At 69.1% G+C, this 13275-nt stretch carries 12 protein-coding genes; 6 read left to right on the top strand and 6 right to left on the bottom strand.

Annotated features, from left to right (window positions below; all coding sequences use genetic code 11):
* Position 1: 1 nt before the first annotated feature.
* Entirely contained in the window at positions 2 to 2002 is a 2001-nt protein-coding gene (locus AC3A4E_RS16985; protein WP_487632655.1) for a TonB-dependent siderophore receptor, read from the bottom strand.
* Positions 2003 to 2227: 225 nt separating this feature from the next.
* On the opposite strand from AC3A4E_RS16985, the gene AC3A4E_RS16990 reads away from it, so the two are divergent.
* The 6 genes from AC3A4E_RS16990 to AC3A4E_RS17015 all read left to right on the top strand — a co-directional run bounded on the left by AC3A4E_RS16990 (position 2228) and on the right by AC3A4E_RS17015 (position 7358).
* Entirely contained in the window at positions 2228 to 3403 is a 1176-nt protein-coding gene (locus AC3A4E_RS16990) for an ABC transporter substrate-binding protein (RefSeq protein ID WP_487632656.1), read from the top strand.
* A gap of 5 nt (positions 3404 to 3408) precedes the next feature.
* Positions 3409 to 4464, top strand: coding sequence for a FecCD family ABC transporter permease (locus tag AC3A4E_RS16995; protein WP_487632657.1), 1056 nt, complete (start codon positions 3409 to 3411; stop codon positions 4462 to 4464).
* A 1-nt stretch (position 4465) separates the two neighbouring features.
* Positions 4466 to 5434, top strand: coding sequence for an ABC transporter ATP-binding protein (locus AC3A4E_RS17000; RefSeq protein WP_487632658.1), 969 nt, complete (start codon positions 4466 to 4468; stop codon positions 5432 to 5434).
* 30 nt (positions 5435 to 5464) lie between these two features.
* The gene (gene fabG / locus AC3A4E_RS17005) at positions 5465 to 6211 is read left to right on the top strand and encodes a 3-oxoacyl-ACP reductase FabG (protein ID WP_487632659.1); all 747 of its coding nucleotides are present in this window, start codon (positions 5465 to 5467) and stop codon (positions 6209 to 6211) included.
* A gap of 13 nt (positions 6212 to 6224) precedes the next feature.
* Entirely contained in the window at positions 6225 to 6737 is a 513-nt protein-coding gene (locus AC3A4E_RS17010; RefSeq protein ID WP_487632660.1) for a hypothetical protein, read from the top strand.
* 129 nt (positions 6738 to 6866) lie between these two features.
* A complete protein-coding gene (locus AC3A4E_RS17015; protein ID WP_487632661.1) occupies positions 6867 to 7358 on the top strand; it encodes a hypothetical protein in 492 nt (163 codons plus the stop codon).
* An 83-nt stretch (positions 7359 to 7441) separates the two neighbouring features.
* On the opposite strand, the gene AC3A4E_RS17020 is transcribed toward AC3A4E_RS17015, so the two are convergent.
* From AC3A4E_RS17020 to AC3A4E_RS17040, 5 genes are all read right to left on the bottom strand, one after another.
* The gene (locus tag AC3A4E_RS17020) at positions 7442 to 8692 is read right to left on the bottom strand and encodes a cation:proton antiporter (RefSeq protein WP_487632662.1); all 1251 of its coding nucleotides are present in this window, start codon (positions 8690 to 8692) and stop codon (positions 7442 to 7444) included.
* 62 nt (positions 8693 to 8754) lie between these two features.
* Positions 8755 to 10419 carry an NAD(P)/FAD-dependent oxidoreductase gene (locus AC3A4E_RS17025; RefSeq protein WP_487632663.1) on the bottom strand — a complete coding sequence of 555 codons (1665 nt, stop codon included), beginning with the start codon at positions 10417 to 10419 and terminating at the stop codon, positions 8755 to 8757.
* Positions 10419 to 11246: a glycosyltransferase family 2 protein gene (locus AC3A4E_RS17030; protein WP_487632664.1), complete on the bottom strand. Its 828-nt coding sequence runs from the start codon at positions 11244 to 11246 to the stop codon at positions 10419 to 10421. The genes AC3A4E_RS17025 and AC3A4E_RS17030 overlap by 1 nt, the downstream gene beginning before the upstream one ends.
* Complete coding sequence (locus tag AC3A4E_RS17035; protein ID WP_487632665.1) at positions 11239 to 12051, bottom strand: beta-ketoacyl synthase chain length factor; 813 nt, start codon at positions 12049 to 12051, stop codon at positions 11239 to 11241. Before AC3A4E_RS17035 ends, AC3A4E_RS17030 begins: the two co-directional genes overlap by 8 nt.
* A complete protein-coding gene (locus tag AC3A4E_RS17040; RefSeq protein WP_487632666.1) occupies positions 12048 to 13247 on the bottom strand; it encodes a beta-ketoacyl-[acyl-carrier-protein] synthase family protein in 1200 nt (399 codons plus the stop codon). The genes AC3A4E_RS17035 and AC3A4E_RS17040 overlap by 4 nt, the downstream gene beginning before the upstream one ends.
* Positions 13248 to 13275 lie beyond the last annotated feature (28 nt).

Genomic DNA, 13275 nt, shown 5'->3' on the forward strand with positions numbered 1-13275 from the left:
GTTACCAGCGCTTGGTCAGGGTGATGCGCGCGGTCCGCGGCGCCTGCGGATAGATCTGCGAAAAACCGCCGGTGATGAAGTAGCGCCGGTCGGTGACGTTGTCGACGTTGAGCAACACCTCCAGCCCGTCGCCGAATGCATATCGCGCATTGAGGTCGAGCCGGGTGTAACCGGGCAGCACGAAACTGTTCGCAGTGGTCGCGGCCTGGTCGCTCGCGTGGAACACGCCGCCGCCGAGTGTCAGCCCCGACATGACACCTTCGAGGGTCCACGACGTCCACACGCTGGCTTGATGCCGCGGCACGCCAGCGAGCCGGTTGCCGACCAGCAGCGGGCTGGTGTCCCGGGTGATCGTCGCATCGGAGTAGGCGTACGAGGCCACGAGCGTCCACGCATCGACCGGCCGCGCCGAGACTTCCGTCTCCACGCCCCGCACGCGCAGTTCGCCGGTCTGCACGACCAGATTCCAGTCGATCGGATCGGCCACCACCGCGTCGCGTTTGCGCAGATCGAACACCGCGAGCGTCGCTTCCATGCGTCCGTCGAGCAGCAGGGACTTCACGCCCGCTTCGATCTGGTCGCCGCGCGTGGGCTTCGGCGTAATGCCGCTTTCGAGCAGGCCTGCATCGGCCTCGTTGCGGAACGAACGTGCCCAGCTCGCGTAGAGCGACAGGTCGGGCGTGGCGAGGAAGGTCAAGCCCGCGCGCGGCGAAAACGGTGCGTCCTTGCGCAGGATCGCCGGGTCGATGCCGCCGGTGTAGAACGACTCTGTTTCCGTGTGTTCCAGTCGTCCGCCCAGCAGCAGACGCCAGCGCTGCCAGGCCAGTTCGTCCTGCAGATAGAGCGCGCGCGTGCGGTAGCTGTAACGGCTGTCGCCGGTGGGCAGAACGGTCCCGGGCCGCCCGGTCGGAACGGGGTTGTACAGGTCGACCGGGTGGCCGTAGGCGATGCGGCCGTCGAGGTACTGCAGGCGGTCATCGACGTGTTCGGCACCGACCAGCACCTGATGGCGCAGCGCACCGGTGTCGAACGCGCCGTACAACTCGGCCTGCAGCGTCGCGTCCTTCTGCCGCTCGTGGTAGCTGACGAAGTTCCGGTTGACGGTGTCGCCGGCGAGCGCCGGAAATCCGTAGTTGAAGAAATCCTCGCGCGGCACGTCGACATCGGACGCGAAGCCGCCGATGCGCAGGCGCCAGTCGCGCGCGAGCTGCCGGTTGAACTCGGCGCCGATGCTCCACTGCTGTTTCTCGATACGCATGAACTCCTCGCCGAAGTTGCGGCCCCGCGGCAGATCGAGGAAGCGCGGGCTGTTGCCCAGGCCGCGGTCGAAGGCGGCATCGCGGTCGAGATATTCCAGGCGCAGCAGCAGGCTGGTGCCGGGGTCGGGTCGCCAGTCGATCACCGGGGCGACATAGAGCTGCCGGTTGTCGATGCCGTCGCGAAAACTGCCTGCGTCCTCGTAGCCGACGTTGAGCCGGCCGAGCAGGCTGCCATCTGCCCGCAGTGGTGCATTGAGATCGAGACCGGCGCGCGCGTAGTCGTACGCGCCCGCGGTGAACGATGCGGTGTGCGCCGCCGTGTCCTGCGGACGCTTGGACACGAAGTTGATCACGCCGCCGGGTTCGAAGCGTCCGTACAGCGCCGACGCGGGCCCTTTCAGCACCTCGATGCTGTCCACGCCCTGCAGGTCGATCTCCGGCTGCGAAACGCTCTGGCGAAAGCCGTCCCGCAACGTGCTGACGGCCTGGAATCCGCGGATGCGGAAGCGCTGGTTGCCCGAGAAGCCGATCGTGCGCTGCACACCGCTGACCGTTTCGGCCGCCTCGCCGATGTTGGAGACGTTGCGCAGGTCCAGCAATTCGCGCGGGACGATGTTCACCGCGAACGGCGTCTCCAGCACCGGCGCGCCGGACTTGGTGGCGGTCTCGCCGGGGATCCGGCCGATGCGGCGGCCGTAGACGGTCACCGTGTCGAGATCGGTGGCCGAGGGCGCCGGCGACACGGCGGAGTCCGCCGGATCTCGTGCAGCGAGCGGTGCGGCGGTGGCGGTGCAGACAAGCGCGCACGCGAGCGCGACGGAGCGTGGATGACGCACTTCGATTCCCCTATTATGAATTGATATAACATAACAACACGAATCGACGGAATTGACGAGATGGCATGCGGGCGACGGTGTGCAACGCGGTGCGGCGGGTGCCGATCGGGGTGGACCACGGTGGGTCTGCTGATGGCGGCCGTGGCTGTTGCAGGGGTGCTCGCAGCGTGTGGACCGGGCGCGGTGGACACCGGGGACACCACGGCACCGGCTGAGACCGGCACGCCCATCCCACTGCGGCATGCGCGCTACCTGACGCTCCGGCAGCACGACGGTTACGTCGTCGCCCAGCTGCGCGCGCCGGTCGCCGACCAGGGCGGCGCGCGTGAGACCCGCAGCGACACGCTGGTGCTGCTGTCCGACGGCATCGATGCGCCGCCGCTGACAGGCGCGCTGCGCAATGCGACCGTCGTGCGGGTGCCGGTCGCGACGATCGCCGCCAACAACGGCGTCGACGAAGCGTTCCTGTCGACGCTCGGCGTCGCCAACCGTCTGGTGGCGGTCGGCGGCCTGCGCTCCTACGACGCCGCGACGCGGGACCGGGCGCAGCGCGGCGAGATCGCCCAGATCGGCTACAACTGGCACGCCCCGCCGAATCTCGATGTGCTGATCGCGCGGCAGCCGGACGTCTTCCTGATGCGCCTGTCCGATCTGGCGCAGACGCCCGTGCTGACCCGCGCGCGCGCACTCGGGCTGACCGTCGTGCCGACGTTCGCGGAAGAAGAGCCGACCTATCTCGGGCGCGCGGAATGGATCCGCCTGTTCGGCCTGCTCACAGGCACCGACGCTGCCGCGTCGCGATTGTTCGACGAGATCGAAACGGGCGTCGATGCGTTGAAAGCGCGTGTCGCCGGGCGCCCGAAGCCGGGCGTGCTGTGGGCATATCCCAATGGCGCCGACCGCTGGGTGGCCACGGTGCGCGGCGCGGAGGCGGCATTCATTGCCGACGCCGGCGGCAACAATCTGATGGCGCGAGGGGAAGATCCGGCGCGCTGGTCGTCGGAGACGGTGTCGAGCGAAACCCTGCTGCCGCTGGCCGACCGCACCGACCTGTGGCTGATCGGCGACATCCATGCGGTGCCGCCGCGTGGACGCGCGGTGCTGGACGCATTCCCGGCCTGGCGCGCGGGCCGGCTCTACGGCAACACCGGGCGCAGCCTGCCCGGCGAGGACGTGCACGACTGGTACCAGACCGCGGTCGTACGTCCGGACTGGGTGCTCGCCGATTTCGTGAAGATGCTGCATCCCGAGTTGCAGCCTGAGCCGTTCCGCTTCCTCAAGCCGCTGTCAAGGGATGCGTACCAGTGAGCGCGGTGACGCTTCCTGGCACGCGTGTCGCGACGCGGCCGCTGTTCGCGTTGCTGGCTGTTCTTCTGCTGCTCGCGGGTGCCGCGCTCGCGAGTCTGTCGATCGGTCACGAACCGCTCTCGCTGGCGCGCGTGCTGCACGGTCTGGCCGGCCTCGACCCCGCATCCGCCGAGCACCGCATCGTCCACGGCTTGCGGCTGCCGCGCGTGCTCGCCGCAGTCGCCGGTGGCGGCGCGCTCGGTGTCGCCGGTCTGCTGATGCAGACGCTGTTCCGCAATCCGCTCGCCGATGCGTGGTCGCTGGGTCTGATGGCGGGCGGACAGTTCGGCGCCGCGCTGGTGGTCGTCGCCGGGGCGGTGGTCGGTCCGGCCGCGCTCCACGCATTGGGCGTGTTCTCGAGCGTGGGCATCGTGGCCGGCTCGGCGCTCGGCACGCTGGGCGTCGCACTGGCGATGGGCGCGATGGCGCGGCGCGTCGGCACGGTGACGTTGCTGGTGCTGGGGCTGATGCTCGGCTTCCTCGCCCAGGGCCTGATCGGCGTACTGCTGCATTTCACCAACCGCACGCAGTCGCGGATCTTCGCGTCGTGGAACGACGCCACGTTCGCATCCGTGGTGTGGCCGGACTTCGCGATCTGGGCGCCGCCGCTGCTGGTGGGCTTGGCGCTGGCCGTGTGGCTGGGCAAACCGTTGACCGCACTGCTGCTCGGCGACACCTATGCGGCGAGTCTCGGCGTCGACGTCGCGCGTCTGGGGCGACGCGTCCTCGCGGCAACGATCCTGCTCGCGGCACCGGTCACCGCGTTCTGCGGACCGGTCGCCTTCGTCGGTCTGATCACGCCGCATCTGGCGCGCGGTCTGCTCGGGTCTGCGCGGATCGGCGCGCTGCTGCCCGCGACATTCGCACTCGGTGCACTGCTCGCACTGGTCGCCGATCTCGTAGTGCACCTGCCGTGGCGGCAGCATTTTCTGCATCTCAACGCGATCCTGGCGATCATCGGCGCGCCGGTGGTGATCGGATTGCTGCTGACCACGCGCAGCCTGCGCGCGGCGGAGCGCTGACATGCTGGCGCTCCGCGGACTGGCCATCGGCTACGGCACGCACGCCCTCGCGCAGCTGCCGGACATCGACGTGCGCGCCGGCGATTTCGTCTGCGTGCTGGGCCGCAACGGGCAGGGCAAGTCCACGCTGCTGCGCACGCTCGGCGGCTTTCTCGCGCCGGTCGCAGGCACTGTCGCACTCGACGGCACACCGCTGCGCGCGCTGTCGCCGATCGAACGTGCGCGGCGGGTCGCGGTGGTGCTGACCGAGCGCCCGCAACTGGGCGCACTCGACGTCCTCGAGCTCGTGGAGATGGGCCGGCAGCCGCACACCGGCTGGGTCGGCGTGCTGTCGGCGGAGGATCGCCGCATCGCGGCCGATGCACTCGAATGTGTGGGCGGTGGTCATCTCGCGCGGCGCGCGGTCGACAGCCTCAGCGACGGGGAACGGCAGCGGGTGATGATCGCGCGGGCGCTCGCACAGCAACCGCGGCTGCTGCTGCTCGACGAAATCACCGCATTCCTCGACCTGCCCAGTCGCGTGACGATCATCGATCTGCTGCGACGCATCGCGCGTGAGCAGGGGGTGGCGATCGTGCTGTCGAGTCACGATCTCGAACTGTCGCTGGAGACCGCCGATCGCCTCTGGCTGCTGCCCGGCGACGGACGCTTCATCGAAGGCGCGCCCGAAGACGTCGCACTCTCGGGCGCGATCGGCGATGCCTTCGACCAGCACAACCTGCGCTTCTCGCTGACGTCGGGTCGCTTCGAAACGCCGGTCGGCTCCGGCTTGGCGGTCCATGTCGATGCGGCAGGACACGATGCGATGTGGCTGTCGCGTGCGCTGCGTCGGCGCGGGTTCGCGATCGCGGATGCGGACACCGCCGTGCATCGCATCGCCCGGTCGGACACGGGCTGGCGCGTGGACGACGGTGGGTTGCTCGCATCCATTGACGACGTGCTCGGCGCGCTCGCGCACCGGCCGCCCTGAGGCGCGCGCGTCGCCCGCTACAATCGCCGCATGACCAATTCCGCATCCACCACACCTGCGCGGCGCGCGCTCGTCACCGGCGGCAGCGGCGACATCGGCGGTGCGATCTGTCGTCGTCTCGCGGCCGACGGCCTGCATGTGATCGTCCATGCCAACGGCAATCTTGCGCGCGCGGACGCCGTGGTCGCCGGGATCGTCGCCGCAGGCGGCAGTGCCGAGGCGGTCGCGTTCGATGTCGCCGACGGTGCGGTCACGCGGCGCGCGCTCGACGGGCTGCTCGAAGCGGGGCCGATCCAGGTGATCGTCAACAACGCCGGCATCCACGATGACGCGCCGATGGCCGGCATGTCGGAGGCGCAGTGGAAGCGCGTCATCGACGTCTCGCTGCACGGCTTCTTCCACGTCACCCAGCCGCTGCTGCTGCCGATGGCGCGCAAGCGCTGGGGCCGTATCGTCAGCGTGTCGTCGGTCGCCGCTGTGACCGGCAATCGCGGGCAGACCAACTACGCGGCAGCGAAAGCCGCGCTGCACGGCGCATCGAAATCGCTGGCCCGCGAGATGGCGAGCCGTGGCATCAGCGTCAACGTGGTCGCGCCCGGCGTGATCGCCGGCAGCATGGCGCAGAATGCGTTCCCGGACGAGATGATTAAGCAGATCGTCCCGGCCGCGCGCGCGGGTACGCCGGATGAAGTCGCGGCCCTAGTCGCGTTCCTGTGTTCGGAGCCGGCCGGCTACATCAATGGCCAGGTCATCGGCATCAACGGTGGCATGGGCTGACCCCGAATTCTCCATGGAACAGGACCTCCCGATGCGCATGCTTCTTCTGAGTGCTGTATTGGCTGTGGGCTGCACGCTCGCGACCGGCGCCCACGCGGCCGACAAGATCCGGCTGCAAGTACCGGTGTCCGTCGTCGAAGGCGCCGACATCGATGCAGAGATCCTCGACACCTGCGATGTCGCCGGCAACTTCAACACCGCGCTGGTCCGCGAACTGCGCAAGGTCGCCGAGCCGGCGCAGGCGCCGCTGGCCGACATGCAAGGCCGGGTGCTCAAGGTCGAGATCGTCGATGCGATCTGGGGCGGCAACTGGTTCATTGAACACACCCAGACGCTGCGCGTGCGCGGCGCGCTTTACGAGGACGGCACGCGTGTGTCCGGCTTCAACGGCGTCATGCAGGGCCGCGGCGGCGGGCTGACCAGCGGCTGCTTCCAGATGAATTCGAACTTCCGCGCGCTGACCTGGCACATCAAGCGCTGGCTGCGGAATCCGGTCGACGGTGCGCGGATCGGGCAGGGCGGTTGACGCCCGTTCGGGCGCGCCCGGATCCCGGATTCACCACGCGCGTCGCGCGTCCAGTTGCCCTTCAGCGCCATGAATCCGGATTCACGCCGGCAGTCGCATCATCCCTGCACCCGCCACGAGGATTCCCCGATGCGCGTTTCCCGTCTGCTTCCGTTGTTGCTCGGCGTCGGCCTGCTCGCCGGCTGCGCCAGTTCCCATGTGTTGACCGGCACGCCGCGTGCGCCGATCGATCCGTCGCAGGTGCGCATCTATCACGGCCCGCCGCCGGGCCAGTACGAGGAGATCGCGATCCTCAACACCAGCAGTGGCGCCCTGACCTACGGCGAGCAGAACAAGGTCGATTCGGTGCTGCAGAAACTGCGCAACGAAGCTGCCAAGCTCGGGGCCAACGGCGTGCTGTTCCAAGGCACGGCTGACGGCTATCGCAATGGCGGCGTCAGTGTCGGTGGCGGTGTCGGACGCGGCGGTGGCCGTTCGTTTTCGTCGGCCGGCGTGGGCGTCGACATCAGCCCGCAGCAGAAGTACGCCAGCGGTGTGGCGATCTGGGTGGCGAATCCGCCACCGGAAGTGTCCGTACCGGCTCCGCCGCCGGAACCGCGGGTGGCGCCACCAACACGCTGAGTTGCCCGGCTCCCACACGACGCCGGACGCATCTGCGGTCGGCGTTTGCATGTCGGTCGCCAGCGAAGACCGAGGCGGCGGCGTCAACGCGCGCCGGTGTGCTCCAGCGGCTCGGCACCGGCACGACGCCGGTTCCACAGCGCCAGCAGCGGCGAGGTCATGACGGTCGTGACCAGGGTCATGCCGAACATCAGCGTGAACAGTTCCTGCCCGATCAGTCCGGCATCGAGACCGATCTTCAGCACCACCAGCTCCATCAGGCCGCGCGCATTGATCAGCGAGCCCACCGACAGGCTGTCGCGCCAGTCGTAGCCCGACAGGCGTGCGCCCAGGGTGCCGCCGATCATCTTGCCGGCGATCGCCACCAGCAGGATCAGGCCGAACGCGCCGAGACCCGCGCCGACGAAAGCCTCGGACGTGGTGCTGAGACCGGCGAGCGCGAACACGATCGGCATCAGCAGCAGCATCGACACCGGCTCGAACGCCTTGGCCAGGTGATGCAGCAGGCGGTTGTCGCGCGGCAGGCAGACGCCGAACACGAACGCGCCGAACACCGCATGCAGGCTGATGGCCTCGGCGAACGCGGCGCAGCACACCAGACCGATGAGGATCGCGATCAGGCTGCCGCGGGTCGGCGCGCCGTCGGCGTCGCAACCGCGTTTCAGCAGCCACGCATACAGCGGCTTGAGCACGAGGAACGCCACCGCGACCAGTGCCACCGCGCCCGCGGCCACCATGCCCACGCCCGGTCCGCGATGCGCGCCGCCGATGGTCAGCACCAGCGCGAGGAAGATCCAGACGAAGCCGTCGTCGATGATCGCCGCGCTCAGCGCCAGCCGGCCGGCACGGGTCTGGGTGAGGTTGCGGTCCTTGAGGATGCGCGCGAGCACCGGAAAGGCGGTGACCGACATCGCTGCCGCCATGAACAGTGCGAACGGCCAGAAGCCCAGGCCCTCGGGCGCGAAACGCGGGTACAGCCACGGCGAGATCGCCAGGCCCAGCGCGAGCGGCAGCGAGATGCCGAGCACGCCGACCAGACTCGCGGCGCGCACCTGCGAGCGCGTGCCTTCGACCGCGCGCAGCTCCGCGCCGATGATGAACATGAAGAGCACGAGGCCGACGGTCGCCAGCGCCGACAGCGACGGCAGCGACGCGACCGGGAACAGCGCCGCATGCATGTCGGGCAGGAACGCCCCGAACACCACCGGCCCGAGCAGCAGGCCGGCGGTCATCTCGCCGATCACAGGCGGCTGGCCGAAGTACTTGAGGACCCAGCCGCACGCGCGCGCAGCCACGAGGATCACGGCCAGCTGGAGGAGCAGGAGGGTCGTCATCGCAGCACGGCGTCCGGGTTCAGCGCGACGGTGACGCCGCAGGGTCGCGCATCATCGGGGGCTCAGGCGGCTTCGGCAACCGGCACGAACCAGTGCGCCGGCAGCATCGCCGCATGTGCGGTGCTGTCGTGCTTCGCCAGCAGGGCATCGAGGCCGTGGTCGCCGATGTCCGGAATCGCGGCCCGTGCCAGGGCCAGCACCTCGGCCGCCAGCTGGCGCATCCCGACCATCGAACGCTGCGTGCGCGCGAGATAGGCGGCGTCGTCGAGTTCGTCGGTCAGTCCACCGTTCATCTCGCGGCACCACTCGACCTCGTACTGGTCGTAGGCGCGCGCTTCGCGGAGCTCGGGCGACGCATCGCGGGTGCCCCATTCGCGCATCAGCGCCTGCATCGCCAGGTTCAGTGCGCGGCCTTCGGCGAAGGCAGGTTTGAGTTTGGCGAGGATCGACAGGTCGGCCTGGCGGCGGCTGAAGAACAGCGGCGCCAGCAACGCCCAGTAGTAGACGTAGTCCCACAGCACCTTGATCGGCATGACCTGCGGATGGCCGAAGATCGGGTACTGGTCCTGGTAGAGCGTCAGCGTGTTCTCGTAGAACGAGAAGTACAGCTGCTGGTAGATCTCGGCATAGGGCGCGATCGATTCACCCGCGCGGTCCTTGTCGATCAGCTCGCACACGTAGGTGTTGCTGATCGCGATGAAGTCGCTGCCGGGGGAATAGAACGGATCGAGAAACAGGCCGGCCTCGCCGGTCAGCGCCCAGCGGTGCTTGGAGTACACCTGCTTGCAGCCGTGCGAGAAGTGGCGCAGGAACAGGAAGTCCTGCAGCGTGTACTCGGGCTTGTCGAGCGCTTCGTGCGCGCGCGGCTGGTGCTTGCGCAGCCACTCCATGGCTTTTTCGAAGGTGTTCATGGTCTCGAGCGGATGCATCTTCGCGTCGCAGACGATGCCCAGCGAATGCGAGCCCGACGCCAGCGGAATCAGCCAGAACCAGTAGCCCGGGCCGCACATGTGGTTGGTCGAATTGACCCGGCGCGCCGGTGTGAAGCGGTCGCGCCACTGCGGATCGTCGGACCACTGGTCGAGATCGGACTGGCCGTCGATGCGCCACCACACCGCGTTGCAGTCGTGGTCATTGGACATGGCCAGACCGAGCTTGCGCTTGATCAGGCCGGCGCGGCCCGAGGCATCGACGACCCAGCGTGCTTCGAGAGTCTGGCGTTCGCCGGCATGGTCGAAAGCAACGGTATGCGGTGCATCTGTTTCCGACAGGTCCAGCGTGCGGACGACCGCTTCGTCGCGGAAATCGACACCCATCTCGCGCGCACGGTCGCCGAGGAAGTTCTCGAAGCGGCCGCGGTCGAGCTGCCAGGATGGCGTAGGCAGCAGCTTGCTGACGCCCATCTCGCTGCAGTCCTGCACGTCGTATTCGCGGTCGGTGAAGAAGTAGCGCAGGCCGTACTTGCGGACCTGTTCGGTCTCCAGGTGCTCACGCAGGCCGAGGACGTCGGCGAAGTAGTGCGCGCCGATCTCGACCGTCGACTCGCCGACCTTGTGCGCGGCTTCGCGCACCGGATGGGCACGGCGTTCGATCACCGTGACCGACAGCGACGGATCGCGCTGGCGCAGCTGCAGGGCGAGCGTGAGTCCGGCGAGGCCGCCGCCGAGGATGGCGACGTCGGTGCGGTGGGCATCGCCTGCGGCGGTGGTGGGGCTGTCGTCGCGCATCATCCGGCTCCTGGAATCGTTTCTTGGGACAGTGTGGGGGTGGCGTCCGGCGCCGGATCGTGGATGACCGGTGGCCGCGTACGCGAGCGCCGGTAGGCGTCGAGAATGCGCCCCTGCGACACCACCTGCATGAAGACGTGCGAGGTGATGCCGTGGAGGTCGCGGAACAGCCGGAAATGGCTCTTGCGGAACTGTTCGTCGGAACCGGCGCAGTGATAGCGGGTTTCGACCGGCACCGAGACCACGCCGCAATCGAGTCGACGCGCGGCGCTGATCAGGATCTGCGCCTCGAACACGAAGCCCTCGCCCTGGACGTCGTCGAGTGCGAGCACGCGTGCGGGATAGAGCCGCTGTCCGCTCTGGCTGTCCACCAGCCGGAAGCCGCAGGCCCACGCGATGCCCCAGTCACCGAAATCGTTGCCGATCCGCCGGTACCACGGCTGGGTGTCGCGCTTCTTCAGCCGGGCGCCGTTGACGATGCAGTCCGGATGCCGGTTCGCGGCCTCGATCATGCGCGGGATGTCGCTCGCGCGATGCTGGCCGTCGCCGTCCATCGTCACCACTGCCGCGCATCCGCGCCGCAATGCTTCGGCAAAGCCGTCGCGCAGGGCCTGGCCCTTACCCATGCGCCGTGGGTGGCGCAGCAGCGTGACCGGCAACGCGGCGACGATCTCGGGCGTCGCATCGTCGGAGCCGTCGTCGACCACGATCACCTGGTCACAGTAGGCCAACGCCTCGCTGACGACTTCGTCGATGCGCAGCGCTTCGTTGAGCGCCGGAATCAGGACCGCGACGTTGCCGCGATGCAGATGCGGATGCTCAGCCATGCGCGCCGGCCTCCTGTGTCTGCGCTGCGGGCGAGATCGCCAGCGACAGCGACCGGTGCGGGCCGGCGCGCAGCAACGCGCGCGATCCACCCGTGGCGAGGGCGTCGAACAGCGGCAGCATCTGCGCCATCGCGTTGTGTCCGGCATGCGCACCCAGCGGGCCGGGCAGGTCGAGATCGGCGCCGTCGTGCAGCGTCGCACTGACGCGCGGACCGTCGCCGTCGCGCACCAGCACCAGGGCGGCACCGAGCAGGCCTTCGCTGCGGGTCACCGTGCCGAGCAGGCCGGTGGACGTGGTGTCGTAGGCGACCAGCAGCACGGCCGGCGTGCCGGTGGCGAGCTGCATCATCGCTTCCATCAGCCCCTGCGCGAACGTGCTGTCGAAGGCGCTGATCGCGGTCGTCGCTTCGGTGCAGCCGGCGCCGATGGTCCAGTAGCCCGCGGCCGCGTTGTGCACGGAGTTATGGAATTTCGTCGGCGAGATCGCGGTGGGATCGGTCGCCAGCGTGTCGCACATGTAATCGGTGATGCCCAGATCGCCATGCGTGGACGCGAACACCGACGGCAGGGTCTCCGGTGCGATACCGGCATCGCGGCACGCGGCCATCGCGACTTCCAGCGCGACCGCGACCGACCCCGGCGCACGGCGACGTTCGTTGGGTGCCAGCAGCTGGGGCGACGGTCGTGCGGGTGCGGTGTCGGGACGCGTGCCGTCGTTCGCGAACGCGCGTGCGGCGGCCCAGTCGGGCAGGCCATCGGTCCAGAACCCGATGCCGGCGATCGTCGCGCTCAGTGCCGCGCTCATGCCGTCACCTTGCCGAACACCAGCGAGCAGTTGTTGCCGCCGAAGCCGAAGGAATTGTTCATCGCGAACCGGATGTCGGCCTCCGCATTGTCGAAGCGGATCTGCGGACCGCATGCGGGATCACGCACCGCACTCTCGAGAATGCCGGGCAGCAGGCCGGTGTCCAGCGCCAGCAGCGCGATCACCGATTCCACGATGCCGGCCGCGCCCAGGGTGTGACCGGTCCAGCCTTTCGTCGAACTGGCGTGCAGCGTGGCCGGAAACAGGGCGTCGACCGCGCGTGCCTCGACCGAATCGTTGGCCGGCGTGGAGGTGCCATGCAGGTTGAGATAGCCGACCTGCGCGGCGTCGATGCCGGCGCGCGCCAACGCGCCGCGCATCGCCAGCGTCGCGCCCAGGCCTTCGGGGTGCGGCGCCGACATGTGGTGCGCGTCGCTGGATTCTCCATAACCGCGCAGCTGCAGGCCAGGTTCGCCGGGCGCGGCGCGCTCCAGCACCGCGAAGCCGCCGGCTTCGCCCAGCGACAGGCCATCGCGCGTCGCGTCGAACGGGCGGCAGCGCTCGGCCGACACCAGACCCAGCGCGTTGAAGCCGAACAGCACGCTGCCGCACAGCGTGTCGACACCGCCGACGAGGGCGCCGTCGACCAGCCCGGCCTCGATCATCCGCGCCGCCTGCGCGAACACCTTGGCGCTCGACGAGCAGGCGGTGGCCACGGTGATGCAGGGCCCGCGCAGACCGGTGGCGTGCTGCAGGAAATCACCGAGTGAATGCGGGGTGTGCACGATCGGCCGGGCGAGGTCGTCGGGGAAGCTGCGCACGCCGTCCGCGTCGGTGTCCGCGCGCGCATAGGCTTCCTCGCTGGCACCGATGCTCGACGTCGACGTGCCGACGACCAGGGCGATGCGGTCCGCACCATGGCGGGCGATCAACGCATCGAGCGCGGCCTGCACGCCATCCTGCTGCAGCGCGATCCACGCAAGCCGGTTGTTGCGGCACTCCCAGCGCGACAGCGCGGACGGCAGCGGCGCCTCCTCGACGCCTTCGACGCGGCCGATCCACGTCGGCAGCGGCGTGGGACCGAAATCGTTGCGGCGCAGGCCGCTCCTGCGATCGCGCAGCGCCGTCGCGTGCGCCACGGCCCCGCGTCCCAGCGCACTGGTCGCGGTGTAGGCACGAAGAGCGATGGCGGGCATCGTCGGAAGCTGCATTGCGGACATACTG

The sequence above is a fragment of the Luteimonas sp. Soil_N_1 genome (assembly GCF_057656255.1).